We start from the raw sequence: 17,093 nt of genomic DNA on the forward strand, positions 1-17,093 counted from the left end.
GCTAGGCAGCATGCCCAGGTTGTAAAATAGCCGTGAGCCAGCCCTGTACTTCTGCCCGCGTAGGAAGGGCACGCCCATCATAAACGACCTGCCCACCTACAAGCACAGCAGGGATGGCATCTACACCGGAGGCTAGTATCACCTCAATATCCATAACCTGCTCTACCGGTATGGCCAAGCCCATCCGCTCCAATTCCTGCTCCAAAAGGTGGGTGAGCTGCCGGTGCCTATTATTCCCTAAGCCAAGTACCTGTATCGTTTTCATCGTTCATCGGGCTTTATTGTACCTGCAAGGTGGGGCTATCCTAACCCAACCCACATGACATTCGTCAAAAATTGCTTTGAACTTTATCAATAGGTTTCTACAGCTCTCATTTGGCAGGATGTGCTGTATGCCATTATCTTTACCGGGCAACCAATGCTCAAAAGCCTGACTCAATGCCTGACAAGGACAACCGCACTCCTCTGTTTTCCAACCCTGCAGACCTCATCAGCCAACACCAGGCGGCACTGCTCGCTGTTGCTGAAGACGGCTCGGTAACCCTTGCAGACGAGAGGGCCCAAACCTTGCTCTCCACAAACCCTGCTGCCCTCTATGGCCAAAATATTTTCGGCTTTATCAGCGGGCTGCCCGCCATCTCAGATTGGGCCGGCCGGCCCGATATCTGCAATGTAACCCTCCCCTCTGGCCTCAATGCCCGCTGCGCGCTCTTCCCCGCAAAAGGGGAAGGGGCCAGGTATTGGTTTGTCGCCCTCTATACCGACAATGATGCACAGGACAGCCTGGCTTTTTATAATGCCATGCTGGAGTGGGTCCCCGTGCCCATCCTCATCTTCAGCCAGCTGCAGCAGGCTGTCATTGGCGCCAACGACGCCTTGGTCCGCATGTTCGGCAGCAACAGCCGGGAGCACTTCCTTTCACACGGGCCGCTTTCCCCTGACAAAGGCAACCCCCTCCGCGATGCTTTGATGGCAGGGGGCCTTAACGCGCCCTTCGAAATCCAAACCCCTCACCCGGCCCGGCGTTCCATCTGCCTGCAATGTGCACCGGCCCCCCTCCCAGCTTTCGAAGAAACCCATCAGATTGTCCTCCTCAACGACATCACGGCACAGCGGGAGGGCGCTCAGGAGCTACAACGGAGCAAAAACACCCTGCAGGCCATCATTTCCAATGCAGTAGATGGCATCATCATTATCGACTCCAAAGGCCTCATCCAAATGACTAACGAGGCCACCACCCGCCTGTTTGGCTACCAAGAGGAGGAAATGATCGGGCAGAACATCCGAATGCTCATGCCTGAGCCGCACCGCAGTAAGCATGACGGCTATATCCAGAATTACCACAATACCGGCGTCGGCCAGATCATTGGTATAGGTAGAGAGGTGAAAGGCAAAAAGAAAGACGGCACCTACTTCCCCTTCCGGCTTGGCGTCTCCAAAATCGAAACCGAAGAAGGTTTGCTCTTCACGGGGGTCATCCATGACCTGACCGAAGAGAAAATAGCAGAAGAAAAAATCATCAGCCTAAATCGGGAGCTAGAGCAAAAGGTAGAAGAAAGAACGGAAAAACTGACAGAGGTCGTCAATAAACTCCTGCAGTCTAACCTGCAGCTCGAACAGGAAATCAAGGAGCGGAAGGCTGCCGAAGATGCCTTAAGGGCCAACGAAGAAGAGCTCCGCAAGGCCCTCGAAAGGGAAAAGGAGCTCAGCGAGCTCAAGTCTAGGTTTGTTTCCATGGCTTCCCATGAGTTCCGCACCCCCCTGACCACTATCGCCTCCTCTTCGGAGCTCATTGGCCTGTACACTTCCGGCGATCAGCAGGAAAAAAGGGAGAAGCACCTCAAGCGCATCCGGTCTGCAGTGACCAACCTCACCGGCATCTTGGGCGATTTTCTTTCCCTCAGCAAGCTCGAAGAGGGCAAAATACACAATGCCCCTACTGCTTTTGTCCTTGAAAACCTGCTGGCTGAAATTGAAGACGACATGCACACCCTGCTCAAAACCGGGCAGAAACTAGAAAAGGTGCTCGTGGGGGTAAGGCAGGAGATACGGTTAGACCAAAAAATCCTAAAAAACATCTTCATCAACCTGTTGTCGAACGCCATCAAATACTCCCCTCCCGGCTCGGCCATACAGCTCAAAGCCAGCCTGGAAGGCGGGAAGTTGACCGCCCACATCAAAGATGAAGGCATTGGCATACCAGAAAGCGACCAAAAACACCTGTTCAGCCGGTTTTTCCGGGCTGAAAACGCGGTCAATATCCAGGGCACTGGGCTGGGCCTCAATATCGTGCACCGCTACCTCGAGCTGCTCAATGGGCAGATTAGCTTTGAGAGCACAGAGGGCAAGGGGACAACCTTCTTCTTTGAAATCCCATTGGACCAAAGCGGCTAAAGCCCCCTGCCTCAGCCGTCAATCTTTTTTTGAAAACAGCCGGCCTAGCCCGCCCCCCTTTGCTTTCCGGGCTTTCTCCGTCTTCTTTACGGCCCGTTTCTCCGCCCGGGCAGCTTTGCGGTCGGCACGGATGGCTTTTTTCCGCGCCTTGGCTGCTTTTTCCCGCGCCTCCGCAGCTTTGCGCTCCTTGCGGGCAGAGCGGTGGGTGCCCCGGGCGTCCCTGTGGCCCTCCCTCAAGTCTTTGCGCTCCGCCTTATTCCCCTTTAGCCAGGCCCGCAGCGTACCCTGCTCTGCCTCCTCTCCCCTGCCTGCCTCCTCCTGGCTAGCCTTACGCCCAAAAACCTGGGCCTCCACATCTGGAGCAGCGCACAGAAAAAGGGCGGCTAGGATGATCAATCGATAATGGCTCATGTCGTTCGTTTTTAATAGTTGAAAACCAAATTGCTATTCCTGTAGGCCTTGGGGCCTGCCCCTGCCTAACGGCAGGTGCCGCTATGCTGCGGGGCTCGCTGTCCGCTCGGCCCTATCGGGCTTCCACCCCTCCGCAGCGCTAGGCCATCAAAAAGCCCGTAAAGGCTAAAAACTCGCGGCATTTTCCTTTGCGCGGCTCTTCGTTGATGGACTGCATAACGCAATCGCCACACAGTTTCTTGCCACAAAGCATATTGATTTCTGATCATTAGCTTATTTTTAGGAAAGAACATGCTCAACAAAAACCCAATCCTTATGCGCCCATTTTTCGCCCTAGCTTTGGCCACCGCCCTTCAGCTAAGCCTCTACGCCCAAAACCAGCCGCCACAAGTGGCCATCACCGGCATGGCTACCGACCCGCAAAATCAGACCGTCACCCTGACCTTCAACCTTTCTGACCCAGATGATGAAGCGCTAGACGTCTACCTTCGCGCAGCCCCAACGGGCAGTGCCCGGTTCAATATCATCCCCGCTCAGGTCAGTGGCAACATCGGGTTCCCCGTCGCCCCCGGCGATGGCCTTCAGCTAACTTGGGCGTACGCCGGGGAACTGGCCGAGGCCACTGCCCTAGACCTCAAAATCATTGCCGACGACCGCTACGAAATCCCCATCAGCGAAATGGTGGCCCAGGTAGACTCCCAATTGCTCAGGGCCCGGCTCCAACAAATTGACGGGCCCCGCCACTTCGCTGCAGCCCCTGCCACACTTAACCTCTGCCGGGATACGATCATGAATGCCTTCCAGGCTTACGGGCTCTCGGCCTACCGCCAAAATTTCCCCTACGCCAATACTATCGGGCAAAACCTCATTGCAGACCATTGGGGGGATATCAACGGCCATTCCACAGTGATCATTGATGGCCACTACGATACCGTATCTGATGCACCCGGGGCAGATGACAACGGCTCCGCTGTAGCAGGCATGCTCGAGGCCGCCCGCATCCTGTCCGCCTACCACTTCCGCAACAACTTGCGCTTCATTGGCTTTGACCTGGAGGAAGCAGGCCTACGGGGCAGCATCCATTATGTTGGCAACCGCCCAGAAGCTGAAGATATCCTTGGGGTGCTGAACATGGAAATGATCGGCTACTTCAGCGATGCGCCCAACAGCCAAACCCTGCCAGATGGGTTCGCCCTACTGTTCCCACAAGCCAGCGCAGAAGTGGCTGCTCAGCAAAACCGGGGCAACTTCCTGACCAATGTCGCCATACAATCTAGCGAGCCGCTCCGCCAAGCTTTTGATGCCGCTGCAGCAGCTTATGTGCCGGAGCTCCGGGTCATCTCCCTCCAAGCCCCCGATGGCCTGGTGCCCCCTGACCTCGCCCGGAGCGATCATGCCCCATTCTGGGGGGCTGGCCTACCTGCCCTTATGCTGACCGATGGCGCAGACTTCCGCAACCCGCATTACCATGAGCCTTCTGACACCATCGGCACCCTCAATTTTGCCTTCATGTCCAATTGTGTGAAAGCCGTAGTGGCTACCGCAGCCGAACTGGCAGAGCCCATCCACATCGGTGAAGCGGTGGCCAGCAACCTCGTCCTTACCCATTCGGAAGGGCACCTGCACCATTTCCCCTTATCTTACACCCTCTCCCCCAACCCCGCAAATGGCCAGCTCTTCATTCAGTTTGGGAAAGGCCCAGCCCTCCAGCTAGAGGCCAGGCTGCTCGACCTGCAAGGGCGGAGTGTTTGGCGCTCCGCTCACGCTACTGCCCAAGGCAGCTTAGCCATCCCTTTACAGGCTTTGCCAGCAGGCACTTATTGGGTACAGCTCACCGACGGGCACCACTACAGCGCCCAGCAGGTTGTCGTGGCGCATTAGAACCGCAGATGGGCGCTGAATGGCAAGTTTTCGGCGCCCTTCTGCCAAAGCTATTGCGAGAAAAAAATCCCCTTTTATGCTCCTCTCCTGCCCCCTCTATTGCCATTTTTCCCTAATTTCCTCCAAAACGGAAAACCAATGAGCGACAAACTGAACCGAAGGAGTTTCCTCCAGAAATCCACCCTTGCAGGAGCAAGCCTTACCGGGCTACCTTTTGCTGCCATCGCCGCAAGCGATGCCCCGCTTTCCAAAAAAGAAGGGGACCCACTCCGGGTGGGCATTATCGGCAGTGGGCTGCGCGGGCAAGGCCACCTCGACTTGCTGCTGCGGCGCAAAGACAGCATCGTCACCGCCATTTGCGATATTGACGAGCGCATGATCGCCCGCAGCCTTGAGATAGCCCAAAAGCACAATGCCAAAGCACCTGAGGTATACAAGGGGGAATATGCCTACCTTGAGCTCGTACAGCGCCCAGATATCGATGCGGTCCTGATCGCCACGCCCTGGCGCTGGCATACCCAACAGGCTGTTGCCGCTATGCAAGCCGGCAAATATGTAGGCATGGAAGTAAGCGGGGCTTTTTCCATAGACGAATGCTGGCAGCTGGTCAATACACATGAAGCTACCGGCACCCCATTGTTTTTCCTGGAAAATGTCTGCTACCGGCGGGATGTCATGGCGGTACTTCAGATGGTCAGAGCAGGCTTGTTCGGAGAGCTCGTCCATTTAGAATGCGGCTATCAGCACGACTTGAGGGGCGTGAAATTCAATGACGGGGAAACGCCTTACAACAGTGGGGCTGAATTTGGGGAGAAGGCTTTCAGCGAAGCCCGCTGGCGGACCCGCCACTCGGTGCACCGCAACGGAGACCTCTACCCTACCCACGGCATAGGCCCCGTAGCCCAGTACATCAACCTCAACCGGGGCAACCGCATGACCTACCTGACCTCCACCGCCACCAAATCTAGAGGGCTGCACGACTACATCGTCAACCATCCCAAAGGAGGCCAAAACCACCCCAATGCCAAGGTGGAATTTGAATTGGGCGACATCATCACCACTGTGGTGAAAACGGCTAAGGGCGAGAGCATCATCATCAGCCATGACACCAACCTGCCACGCCCCTACTCCCTGGGGTTCCGTGTGCAAGGCACAAAAGGGCTATGGATGGACCTCAACGACAGCATACACCTCGAGGGGGCAAGCCCTGCTCACCGTTGGGAGAATGCCCAGCCCTATCTTGACCGCTATGACCACCCGCTGTGGAAAAAATACGCTTCTGATGCTGAGGGCGCAGGCCACGGAGGCATGGACTGGTTCCTGATCAACGATTTTGTCATCAGTGCAAGAGAAGGCACCCGCCCCCCTATCGATGTATACGATGCTGCATCGTGGCTCGCTATTACGCCATTGTCAGAGCAATCTATTGCGGGGGGCAGCCAGCCCATGGCCTTCCCAGACTTCACCCGCGGGCGCTGGATGGAGTGGGAAAACACCTTCGCGCTTTGATAAAAGGCTCTCTACTCCACGAAATCCTTTCCCTACCCTTCTTCTGGGCACAGTCGGTAGGCAGCAACCTGCCGCGGGCCCGGGCGGAGCGGTTGTTTTATGGGCCCGGGCGCAGGCAGTATTACCTCCTGGCCAAACCCTCCGCAGCAGCGGCCAAAGCCCCGCTTTTGGTCTACCTCCACGGCGGGAGCTGGCGCTGGGGCAAGCCTGAGTTTTTCCTTGCCCATGCCGCTGTGCTCAACCAGTTGGGCTATACGGTCGCCCTTCCCACCTATCGCCCTACGCCGGAGGCTAATTATGCAGCGATACGGGAGGACCTTGCAGCCATGCTCCGCCATCTGGCTGGAGCGCTCAAGATGGGCTTTGAAAGCCTGCCCGGCACCGAGCTGGGCGGGATGTCAGCCGGGGGGCACCTAGCGGCCATGATTGCGCTAGACCCCCAATTGAGGGCGGAAGCGGGGCTTCCGGCCCAAGCTTTCCGAAGGTTTGCTGTGCTTGGCGCACCACTCGACCTCGAGCTGATGCCAGACAATTTTATCATCCGGAGCCTCGCCGGGCCCAGAGGGGAGCACGCTTTCCGGGAAGCCAACCCCGCCTTTTGGGCACAAAAGGACAGCGGGCAACACCTGAGCGGACTGCTCGTGCACGGCACACACGATGGCATGGTGCCCCTTGCCAGCGCAATGTCTTTTGCAAAGTGCTGGCCCAAAGGGGCTCCCCTCCAAATTGCCAGGGAAGAAAAGGGGACCCACCTGAGCGCAGCATCTTGGTTTTTCAAAACAGGGGCCCCAAGGCAAGCCCTGATGAAATGGTGGGGCACCGCAGCAGCCGGCAGTACAGGCTGAAATCCTTACCTTCGCAGCAAAGTTGAATGCATGTCCAAATTCCTCCTCGTAATTGGCGGGCCAACGGCAAGCGGCAAGACCGGGCTGGCCATACGCCTAGCGAAGCATTTCAATACCGCTATCGTCTCTGCCGACAGCAGGCAGCTTTTCCAAGAGATGCGCATCGGGACAGCCAGGCCTACTGCCGAAGAGCTGGCCCAAGCCCCACACTACCTCATCGGGAGCCACAGCATATCGGAGGGCTATAGTGTGGGGCAGTACGAAGCAGATGCCCTACGTGCACTACAGTTGATTTTTGCCCATCATGACTACGCCGTGCTCGTCGGCGGGTCAGGGCTTTACATCAATGCCGTTTGCCAGGGGCTCGACCACTTCCCTCCGGTCAGTGCAGGTGTACAAGAAGCCCTGCAAGCCGTTTTTGAGTCCGAAGGGCTAGCCCCTTTGCAACAAGAGCTGCAAGAGCTCGACCCAGCCTACTATCAGGAAGTAGACCGCTCCAACCCGCACCGGCTCATCCGGGCACTTTCCATCATTAGGAGCAGTGGGCAGCCTTTTTCCTCCTTTCGGAAAAAGCAAAAAAGCCAAAGGCCGTTTACCCCCATTTACCTGCAGCTGCAGCGGCCTAGGGAGGAATTGTACAGCCGCATAGATCAGCGGGTAGAGCAGATGCTCGAAGAAGGGCTTGAGATGGAGGCCCGCTCGCTTTTTGCCCACAGGCACCATACCGCTCTGCAGACGGTGGGCTATCAGGAGCTATTCGATTACTTTGGCGGGCGGCACGACCTGAGCACAGCCGTTGAGCTTGTCAAGAGGAACAGCCGCAGGTACGCCAAAAGGCAGATGACCTGGTTCCGCAGGGATGGGCATTGGAAGCTGATCGGCCCAGATGATTGGGAAGTAGCGCTGCAGTTCATCAGCATGGCGGCTGAAGAGGGCCTGTCTATCCATCAGCCTTTCCATAAAGAAGGCCAGGTACAAGCGCTTGCTTGGGATAAAAACGGGCAGCCCTCTAACCGGGGCAGGCGGTTCGTGTTCAAAGGCGGCAGCACATCTGTCATCCAGCAGCTGGATAAAGGGCCTGCAGGGAGTTTGTTGCTCCATCAGCTGAGCCTGCTTACCATAGACGAAAAAGAAGCCCATCTGCTGCTGCCGGCAGACGCTCAGGGAGCAAGCGGCTGGGACAGGCAGCACCCCGGCTGCCCTCCCCCCAAATACGATGCCCCTCTGCCCGAGCCACTGCCCTGGAGCCATTGGCGGAGGGCGTAAACCAGAACATCGCAGGCGTTTATGCTCTTCGGGCTCTAGTGCCTCAAGCCATAAATCCTTGCCACCCCGAGCTTCGTTCTTTTCCGCCTACTCTTCGTTAAAGAACCGCTCCTTTAGCTCGGGCTAAAGTCGCGAACCTTCGCCTTGATTAACCGGAAAATAACTTCAACTTAAGTATCAGAGATTTATGGCTTAAGGCACTAGCCTGGCATTGGCCTAGCGCTGCGCAGGGGTGTCAAGCCCGTTAGGGCCGAGCGGATAGCGAGCCCCGAAGCATAGCGGCACCTGCCATCGGGCAGGGGCAGGCCCCTATCCTTGCGGAGGGGGCAGGCCCAAAAAACGGCCCTCTGTTTGCGCCCTTGGCTGAAGCCTTAGCCCAGCCAAGACATCCTGCCGCCGCAGTTAAACTTCCACCAGGCTTTTGCGTTGGGATGTATGAAATATTGCCCGCCAGTTGCCATTTTCAAATTGATTTTATGAGCCCACTTCGACAGGTCGTTTCGGGGTACCGGAACGTCCCCCGTCCAATTATTTCAATCATTACTGCCCAATTCTTTGTGCAGGGGGTCAATACCGCTTTTTTCCTCCTCCTCAATTACTACATGGCACGGGAAGGTTTTGCAGACTTTGAAGTAGCGGATGTGCTGTCTTACCGTTTCCTGGCTGTCTTTCTGCTCGCCTTCCCGATCGGGCTTTTCATCAAAGGGCGCAAGCTTAAACCATTTTTCCTTGCGGCCACCCTGCTTACGCCGATCACATCACACCTTATGTTGTGGTCTATAGCAGAGGGCTGGGGCACCTTGCTCAACCTTTCAGCCATGGCATGGGGGCTGGCTTTCACCTGCATGCAGGTGACAGTATTGCCCTATCTGCTGCTCAATGCGCCCCCTAAAGCCCACTCTGAAGCCATCTCCCTCTCCTTCCTCTCCTTTTCAGCAACCATTTGCCTGGTCGGCTTCCTCAACTTTGCGCTCAACCGCATAGCACCTGATTTCTTCACCGAGCAGCGCGTGCTCCAACTCGTCTCTACCTTCGCCTTAGTTGGGGCATGGTTTGTTTTCCGGGTAAAGACCCCGGAAGAGGTGACACCAAAAATCCCATTCCGGAAAATTTGGCAAGGCTATGACTGGAAGGCCATCGCAGGAGCCCTCGCCCCCACCTTGATCATTGCCATCGGGGCAGGGTTCACTATTCCAGTCATCAATTTGTTTTTCCTGAACATCCACGACCTGCCCTCCAGGGCTTTTTCTCTGGTCGGCGCAGGCACCTTCCTGCTCGTAGCCATAGTCGTCACCCTAATGCCCTACATCAAGCGTACCTTTGGCTACCGCATCGCCATCACAGGTTTTCAGACCGCCTCTATCCTGGCACTGGCCATACTCGCTACTACCGAATACTACGCAGGCTGGCAGGGCGCACTTGGGGTGGCCATCGCTGCTTACATCATCAGGCAGCCGTTGATGAGCGCTGCAGCGCCTATGACTTCAGAGCTGACCATGTATTATGTAGGGCCCAAAAACCAAGAGATCATGAGCGCCCTAAATGCCTCTATCTGGTCAGGGTCTTGGTTTATTTCTATGAAGCTATTCGGCTGGCTGCGCCAAATGGATTTCAGATACGTCAGTATTTTCCTCATCACAGTTGGGCTGTACGTGATAGGGGTTGCCTGGTATGCATGGCTTATCCACAAGTACGAGCGCAAAAAAGCACCTGTTGGTGCTCAGCTTGCAGCAGCCCCATGCCGAACAGCTGCGCTATCAAAAAAATAAACCGGGCCTGTGCAATACCCGCGACAAAGCATCCGTTATTGCCGTGTCTTTTCTGCAGCCTACAGCTTTGTGCCCCATCTCGGCCCAATCAGCAATGGGCGCCAAAAGGCATCCTTACTAAACACTACTAACCAAACCACTCAAACATGGCAACCACTCCTTCCAACCCTACTCCTTCAGGACCAACCCCTGGACAGAACCCTGGGCCAGCAAAAAAGGACGATGGCCAGCAGAAACTGAAAATCGCAGCTATTGCCACTATCGCCATTTTGTCAATCGTCTGCATTGTATTGGTGATCAACCTGGTCAATAAAAATAAAACCAACGACAGCCTGACTTATCAGCTGGATGAATCCGAACAGCTCAAGGCGGAAGTTGAAAAGCAGTATTACGAAGCGCTTTCTGAGCTGGAAGAGCTGCGCGGCAGCAACGAAGAGCTGAATGCCCTCATAGATGCACAGAAAAATGAGCTCAAGGAATCCAAAGACCGTATTGATGTGCTCCTGCGCGACAGCCGCAACCTTGGCAAAGCCCGAAAGGAGATCAAAGGGCTCACCGCACAGGTTGAGCAATACCTGGCAGAGATCAATCAGCTGCGGCAGGAAAACGAAGAGCTGACCGTGCGCACTACACAGCTGAGCGAGGAGAACAACCAACTTTACAACAACCTGGACTCTGCACGCAGCCGCAATATGGAGCTTTCTTCTGCCCGCGCTGCCCTGGTGAGCGAGAAAGAAGCCCTTGAGGCCGACCGTGCCCGATTGGCCCGCAAGGTAAACATCGCCTCTGTGGTGAAAGTCGCTAACGTAGAAGCGGAAGGGCTGAAAATCCGCAATAACGGGAAGACGACTTCCCGTAAAAGTGCAAAAAGCGTAGATCAACTGCAGGTTTGCTTTACCACTACAGCCAATCAGGTAGCAGAGCCCGGGACAGAAGAGTTCCTTATCCGTATCCTGAACCCGCTTGGTGAAACCCTAGCGGTCGAGTCTATGGGCTCTGGCGTATTCGTCAACAACGCCAGCGGCGACCAAATCCGCTTCACTATGGCAAAGGATGTTGATTATGACCAGGACGAGCAGCGCATCTGCATGGTATGGGCACCAAGCCAGGCGTTCCAAGAAGGCAATTACGAAATCGAAGTGTACAACAAAGGCCATCTTGCTGGAGCGACCTCCATTCAGCTGAAATAGTGCAGTACAGCAACTACTAAAATCGTGATGAAAGCCGGTGCCTCTCTTTTGAAAGGCACCGGCTTTTACTTTTCCAACCATTGAACAATTCCGGCCCTGTGGCTATTCATTGAGGTATATGAGCTGGCACGAGTACAGGCCGCCCAACCACAACCCCCTCTGTACCTGATGCCGCACAAAATTCGTCACATTTGATTTATGGATAAGGAAAAACAGGCCCGGGAATCTATCATCAACCCCATCGACCCAGATAAGATCGCAGCATCCCCTCACAACCTGCCGTATGCACATACAGTTGGCGGGGTAGAAATCAGGCCCATAGACAAAGGCAAGGTCAAAGGGCGGGCGGTCAAGGCTATGTACAAGCAGACCGATATGCAGCTCGGCCAGATCAAAAAGCAGATTGAGCTGCTGGCCGAGCAAGCCCAGAAGATTCAGGACCGCATCGTGGTATCGGAGCAGATTTATAATGCCCAGATGAACTTCGAGCCGCTCATTGGCTTCACCTACCACCTTTATGAGCGAAAAGGGGCAGAAGAATATGTCCTTTCCATGGTCAGCCCGGAAGAATGGGGGCCTAACCCTCCTTACCGCTTCATCGCTACGGTGGAAATGCTGGCCGACCACACTTGGGATGTGCTCCGTATGCATGATGAAGGTTAAATACTGCCTATGAAAGCGCTCTTTGCCTTTTGTTTCCTGTCGCTATTGGCTACCGCCCGCTCTACCCCAGTTGAGGCACAGGTTGTCGCCTGGAGGGATACCACCGAGGCCGACTTGGGCGATATCCTGCACTTGCAACCAGCCACTCACGACTTCTATTTCACCAATACCTCTACCGATACCCTGCGCATCGACAATGTCCGCCCCTCCTGCGGCTGTACTTCCCCGGAATGGGCAGCGGCAGCTATCCCTCCGGGGGGAGAGGGCTCAATACGCATTACTTATGATGCCAGGGATGTTGGCTACTTCCGCAAAAAGATAAAAGTCTACTTCAGCCGGCAGCGGAAGGCAGAACTGCTCTTCATCTCCGGGTTTGTAGAATAGCCCTGCTCAAAAGCGGGTATTGAGCCAAAGGCCAAGCTTGTACAGATCAAATGCCCACATCGGGGCCCTGCCGGTGCACAGCCACCGCTCAAGCGAAGGCTCCAATATTTTTAGCACGGCTGCTGAAAGGCGGCCAGCGCCCCAGCTTTCTACCTTTGCCCCCAGGTTGGACAAACGGGTAGACACCCGCTCTCCCCGGCCAATGAGCTTTCTAAGGTTAGCCACCCCCTGCCTGGTCTTCTCCAAGAACACCGCTGCCGGCTCAAGCCCCAAATGGGCCACGGGGTTGTCGAGGTGAATGACCGCTATCCCTGCGTCTCTGAGCTGTGCCCCAAAACGCGTATCCTCATGGCCATAGCCCTCAAGAGACTCATCAAATGGGAAGCGCAGGGCTATATCCCTGGGGATGAGAAAATTATTGGTCATAAATGCATGGTATGGCCGGGCTTTGCGGGCCGCCACTGACATAGACTCCCGCTCTGCCCCATAGCGCCAGTGGAAGAGCAGCGCCGGGTCTGCAGGTGGCTCGCGCTCATAAACCCGGCCGCCGTAAAGGACAGCTGCCGGTTGGAGGTGGGCAGCATAGCACTGCAGGAAGTCGGTACGGGCAAGCCCCCCATCCCCATCCAGGAACAATAGGTAAGGGCAGCTGGCCCGCTGCGCCATGATGTTGCGGATACGGGAACGGCCCACATTGGCAGGCAGCTCCTCCCAGCGGATGCCCTTTTCAGCCCGCATATCGCTGTTGATGGCTTTCCAGTGTTCGCCAGAGCCGTCATCCAGCGCAAAAACCTCCACAGGGAAAGGGCAAGATGTTGCCTGATCGCGCAGCCCGCACAAAAAAGTACGGACGTCATAATTGTAAACCGGCACCAGCACGCTGATGCCTTTCTGCCATGCTTCCTTCTCCATCTTCGAAAATTAGGCAATCCTTTAGAATTCCCACAGGATTAAACTTGCCAGCTCCGGGCATAGCCCTTAACTTTAAGAGCGTATTGGGACTTTAGCAATCGGTCTATCCCGCTAGACAGCGGGACACTTTTTCGCTTATACCAGGCTACTGAAGCCCAGCAAGCTGGCCAAAAAAACACAGTGCGGCTGCCTGCCTTCCTCAAAAAACTTATATCCAGCCCAGGCAAAGGGGAAGGCCATGCCCTAAGCCTCGGGCGGTACTTAGCAAGCCCATCATCCAAAACGCTTTTGAGCAGAAGCTGGCCTGGCAAAAAGCCAGCAACAACCGGTCATCATGAAAACACCACGCCTCCTTCTTTTATTGCTTGCCCTGGCTGCCCACACTGGCCTGCAGGCCCAAGACTTCCTGCTGCAGGGCTGCTATTGGAACTGTCCGGAGGATGAGCCCGGCAGCTTGCCGGATTCAGCCACGCTCAGTTTCTGGCTGGACAAGATGGCCAATCAGGCGCCAGAGCTGACGCACGCCGGCTTCACTGCCATCTGGCTCCCCAACCTTGCCCCCTCTTCCCCTCCTGAGGTCAAGAGTTTTCTGCGCAGCCTGGAACAGCAGGGGCTACTGCCAGTAGCACAAGCCAAACCCCCTTCCGATTCCCTATCCCGCCTGGCCAGCTACCTGACAGCCTTCCGGGATAGCCTTGGCGTAACCGATTTTACATTTGGGGCCGCCCGGCCTTCCCCCTCAGCATTTGCCAGCCTGGCCCGCGAGCTAGAACGCCAAGCCCTCACGCCAGGGCTGTTGATCGTTGAAGCCGGACAGCCCTCCGGCAGCAGAAACCTGCCTAAATGGCTCATCAGCACTCTGGCCGAACTGCGCGACAGTGCTTCTACCGTTTCGCCCAGGGTCTATGATTATGAACTGCGGGAGGCCCTCCGCCGGGCTTCAGCCGACAGCACTTTCGACGCAAGGCTGGTTTTCGAGCGCAGCCTGCGCGATGCGCACGCCCTTTCTGGTTATCATGTGGTCACCCTCGCCAACCATCCTATCTATAAAAACCAGAACGGGAAAATGGGCGATGCAGACGACCTTATGCAAGACCCTCTGCTTGCCTATGCCTACCTGCTCACCAATAACCAAATTGGCTTGCCCAGCATTTACTACGGCGATTACTACGGCGCAGATGCAGAGCTGGCAGAATTCCTCGATAAGCCTGCACTGCAGCAGCACATCAACCAATTGATCAGTATTCATCAGCAGTACATCTTCAACGCCACTTCCGTAGAGTACCTCAATGCCCGGGCATCTGGCCGACGCTCAGCGTATCTGCAGGGCGACTCCACCCGAGCCTTGGTTTTCCAGCTTGATGGGGCTGCTACCCCGGCGGGGAAAAGCAAATACCCCAAGGGCAGCAAAGATGTGGTTGTCGCTATCAATTTTGGGGCAGATACTTTGGACCTCTGGCAGCACATCAATGCGGCACATGCCCAGCCAGGAGATTTTTTTGAGGACGTGACAGGGCTCGCCCTCGCTCCCCGGCTTACCATCGAGCCGGCAGACAGCGCAAACGGCACCTACGAGCGGGTACACATACAGGTGCCGCCCAAATCCTATGGCATTTGGGTACAAGGGCGTACGCCCAAGGTAGTGCCCAGCAGGGTAAAACTGACTACGGAGCCTTACACCAACCGGGTAGAGCTGACTTGGGAGGTTGCGTACGAGCGCAAAGTACTAGGGTATGAAGTAGAGCGGTCGATCAATGGAGGGCCCTACCAAAAAATCAAAAGCCTTGCCCCCATTGGCAAAGGCAAGGAAGCCGCTTCCTACCTCTTCCTTGACCAAGATGTTTTCCCAGAAGAGGAGCTCCGCTACCGGGTTAAACTGTTGGACACAGAGGGCGGAGTAGAGATGAGCCCGCCGTGTACAACCCGCCTGCTGCGCCCTGTGCTTCAATTTGAGCTCCTACAGCCCCCTGGGCAGCACATCTGCGCGGTCAGGGTAAAGAGCAACTACAAAGGTAAAACACGGATCGGGGTGTTTGATGTCCGTGGGCGACCGGTATTTGAACAAGACCAAAACTTAAACCGGGGGGAGAACACGACGCAAATCAACCTGCAGCAGCTGCCAAGCGGGGTGTACTATGTCAAATTCTTGGAAGAAGGGAAAGCCCTATGGAGCACCAAGGTGGTAAAGCTATAGGGCGCAAACCAGATTCCCGTTTTTTGCCGTTAATATGGGGCCTGCCCCTGCCAGCGGGCAGGTGCCGCTATGCTCCGGGGCTCGCTATCCGCTCGGCCCTGTCGGGCTTGCCACCCCTGCGCAGCGCTAGTGCCTTAAGTCATAAACCTCTGATACTTAAGTTGAAGTTATTTTCCGGCTAATCAAGGCTAAGGTTCGCTCCTTTAGCCCGAGCTAAAGGAGCGGTTCTTTAACGAAGAGTAGGCGGAAAAGAACGAAACTTGGGGTGGCAAGGATTTATGGCTTGAGGCACTAGGCCAATGCCAAGCTAAAGCCCGAAAAACATAATCGCCAGCGACATTTTGGCCTACGCCCAAGAAGCTATAGCTCAAGCAAGCCTTCGGGCAGGTCCATAAGCACCCGCTTACCTTCTGGGTCAATGGCTTCGATGAAAGCTTCATGCAGCGGGACAAGGACTTCGCGCTCCCCATACCTGACCGTGGCCATAATCTGCTGCGGGTACTCCTCTATCCTGATGATGGGCCCAATTTCGCCAGTGCTTGCTTCATCCAGTATGAACCCTTCCAGCAGGTGGAAATCTTCGGCCTCCTCTAGTTCGAGATCTGTACTCCGCATCAGGATGTCCTGCCCGATCAGTGGCTGGGCTTCTTCTTTTTTCCCTATGTCTTCAAACTTAAGGACCAAAGGGTTCGAGAGCAGCGTCTTCTCTAGGAAAAAGGGCGCAGGGTGGCCCCCAACGGTAGCAAAAAGCACGGTCGCATTGAGCAGTGCTTGCTCGTAAGCTTCCGCTACCTGTACCCGTATCCCACCTTCGTGCCCGTGGGTCTTCCCAAACCGGCCGACCTTTACAAACTCTGTTCCTCCCTGGCTCATTGCTCGAATTTTAACAACTGCTGCCGGAACGTAAACCCACGCTCTGCGCGCTCCGGCCAGGGCAATGCCCCGCAATCTACATCATCGTTGATATCATAGGTATTGTTGCCATCGGTATCGCAGCAAGTTACGCAAGTGCTGAAAAGCATAGCCACTTCCCGCTGTACCAGCCCGATCCCTCTTGCATATTGAGCCCGGTACTGCCTCAGCTCCCGGTCGGATACGTCCAAGGCGGCCTCCTCCACTGCGACTACCTCCTGCAGCACCGTATCTGGCAGTGCATAAGCCCGTTGATCATCTACAACCTGTAGTTCCAGCCCCACGAACAAAGGCAGCGCCTCCCCTGCTACATCCACTAAGGTATACTCATCGAAGTAGAGATGGAAGGGCCAGCGGGCACCTGGCCGAGGCGGGAAGGTGAGTTCCAGCATCCTGAGGTTGCCTTCGGTGCGCAAGGCTTGTTGCTCATTTTGTGAAAGCAAAAAAGAAGAAATAGGCGCCCAGGGCAAAGTATCTGCTGCTCTTTGGTAGCGCTCCACCCGGTAAAGGACCTCTCCAGAAGGGCTTTCGAGCGAGTCGGCCACCACTTCCCGTATAAAAGTCGAGGTGCTGTCCCGGTTGGCCTGCCCCTGCCCCGGGAACCACACAATGGAATCAACCCGATATTCCCAAACATTGCCCGTTGCCAACGGGAAATAACTGAGGCCAAGGTCAGGGCTGACAGCCTCCGTTTCCCGCAAGCTTTCGCAACAGAGCAGGGTACACAAGGGCAAAAACAAAAAGAAGTGGCGCAACATACCTA

At 55.7% G+C, this 17,093-nt stretch carries 15 protein-coding genes; 10 read left to right on the plus strand and 5 right to left on the minus strand.

Features of this window, described 5'->3' with window-relative positions; all coding sequences use genetic code 11:
• Position 1: 1 nt before the first annotated feature.
• Positions 2–265 carry a thioredoxin family protein gene (locus tag FRY97_RS01920; RefSeq protein WP_147165731.1) on the minus strand — a complete coding sequence of 88 codons (264 nt, stop codon included), beginning with the start codon at positions 263–265 and terminating at the stop codon, positions 2–4.
• Positions 266–438: 173 nt separating this feature from the next.
• On the opposite strand from FRY97_RS01920, the gene FRY97_RS01925 reads away from it, so the two are divergent.
• Positions 439–2,394, plus strand: coding sequence for a sensor histidine kinase (locus FRY97_RS01925; RefSeq protein WP_147165732.1), 1,956 nt, complete (start codon positions 439–441; stop codon positions 2,392–2,394).
• Between the two features lie 18 nt (positions 2,395–2,412).
• Here FRY97_RS01925 and FRY97_RS01930 read toward each other — a convergent pair whose 3' ends face one another.
• Complete coding sequence (locus tag FRY97_RS01930) at positions 2,413–2,805, minus strand: hypothetical protein (protein ID WP_147165733.1); 393 nt, start codon at positions 2,803–2,805, stop codon at positions 2,413–2,415.
• 315 nt (positions 2,806–3,120) lie between these two features.
• Here FRY97_RS01930 and FRY97_RS01935 point away from each other — a divergent pair, with 315 nt between their 5' ends.
• The 8 genes from FRY97_RS01935 (at position 3,121) to FRY97_RS01970 (ending at position 12,312) form a co-directional block, all read left to right on the plus strand.
• Complete coding sequence (locus FRY97_RS01935; protein ID WP_170254458.1) at positions 3,121–4,686, plus strand: M28 family peptidase; 1,566 nt, start codon at positions 3,121–3,123, stop codon at positions 4,684–4,686.
• Positions 4,687–4,824: 138 nt separating this feature from the next.
• On the plus strand, positions 4,825–6,195 hold the full coding sequence (locus tag FRY97_RS01940) for a Gfo/Idh/MocA family protein (RefSeq protein ID WP_147165735.1): 1,371 nt from the start codon (positions 4,825–4,827) through the stop codon (positions 6,193–6,195).
• On the plus strand, positions 6,192–7,040 hold the full coding sequence (locus tag FRY97_RS01945) for an alpha/beta hydrolase (protein WP_170254459.1): 849 nt from the start codon (positions 6,192–6,194) through the stop codon (positions 7,038–7,040). The genes FRY97_RS01940 and FRY97_RS01945 overlap by 4 nt, the downstream gene beginning before the upstream one ends.
• Before the next feature lie 30 nt (positions 7,041–7,070).
• Complete coding sequence (gene miaA / locus FRY97_RS01950) at positions 7,071–8,306, plus strand: tRNA (adenosine(37)-N6)-dimethylallyltransferase MiaA (protein ID WP_147165737.1); 1,236 nt, start codon at positions 7,071–7,073, stop codon at positions 8,304–8,306.
• A gap of 476 nt (positions 8,307–8,782) precedes the next feature.
• The gene (locus tag FRY97_RS01955; protein ID WP_147165738.1) at positions 8,783–10,075 is read left to right on the plus strand and encodes an MFS transporter; all 1,293 of its coding nucleotides are present in this window, start codon (positions 8,783–8,785) and stop codon (positions 10,073–10,075) included.
• 146 nt (positions 10,076–10,221) lie between these two features.
• The gene (locus FRY97_RS01960) at positions 10,222–11,265 is read left to right on the plus strand and encodes a hypothetical protein (RefSeq protein WP_147165739.1); all 1,044 of its coding nucleotides are present in this window, start codon (positions 10,222–10,224) and stop codon (positions 11,263–11,265) included.
• A gap of 198 nt (positions 11,266–11,463) precedes the next feature.
• The gene (locus FRY97_RS01965) at positions 11,464–11,928 is read left to right on the plus strand and encodes a DUF2452 domain-containing protein (RefSeq protein WP_147165740.1); all 465 of its coding nucleotides are present in this window, start codon (positions 11,464–11,466) and stop codon (positions 11,926–11,928) included.
• 9 nt (positions 11,929–11,937) lie between these two features.
• Positions 11,938–12,312, plus strand: a complete 375-nt coding sequence (locus tag FRY97_RS01970) for a DUF1573 domain-containing protein (RefSeq protein ID WP_147165741.1) — start codon at positions 11,938–11,940, stop codon at positions 12,310–12,312.
• Between the two features lie 6 nt (positions 12,313–12,318).
• On the opposite strand, the gene FRY97_RS01975 is transcribed toward FRY97_RS01970, so the two are convergent.
• Positions 12,319–13,224 (minus strand): glycosyltransferase family 2 protein, encoded by a 906-nt coding sequence (locus FRY97_RS01975; protein ID WP_147165742.1) that lies wholly within the window; start codon positions 13,222–13,224, stop codon positions 12,319–12,321.
• Positions 13,225–13,558: 334 nt separating this feature from the next.
• Here FRY97_RS01975 and FRY97_RS01980 point away from each other — a divergent pair, with 334 nt between their 5' ends.
• On the plus strand, positions 13,559–15,418 hold the full coding sequence (locus tag FRY97_RS01980) for a T9SS type A sorting domain-containing protein (RefSeq protein ID WP_147165743.1): 1,860 nt from the start codon (positions 13,559–13,561) through the stop codon (positions 15,416–15,418).
• Positions 15,419–15,778: 360 nt separating this feature from the next.
• Here the strand turns inward: FRY97_RS01980 and rimM are convergent, their stop codons facing one another.
• Both rimM and FRY97_RS01990 read right to left on the minus strand, forming a co-directional pair.
• Positions 15,779–16,291: a ribosome maturation factor RimM gene (gene rimM, locus FRY97_RS01985; protein ID WP_147165744.1), complete on the minus strand. Its 513-nt coding sequence runs from the start codon at positions 16,289–16,291 to the stop codon at positions 15,779–15,781.
• Positions 16,288–17,088, minus strand: coding sequence for a hypothetical protein (locus tag FRY97_RS01990; protein WP_147165745.1), 801 nt, complete (start codon positions 17,086–17,088; stop codon positions 16,288–16,290). The genes rimM and FRY97_RS01990 overlap by 4 nt, the downstream gene beginning before the upstream one ends.
• Between the last annotated feature and the right edge of the window lie 5 nt (positions 17,089–17,093).

The organism is Phaeodactylibacter luteus (genome assembly GCF_007993045.1).
GTDB classification, from domain to species: Bacteria; Bacteroidota; Bacteroidia; order Chitinophagales; family Saprospiraceae; genus Phaeodactylibacter; species Phaeodactylibacter luteus.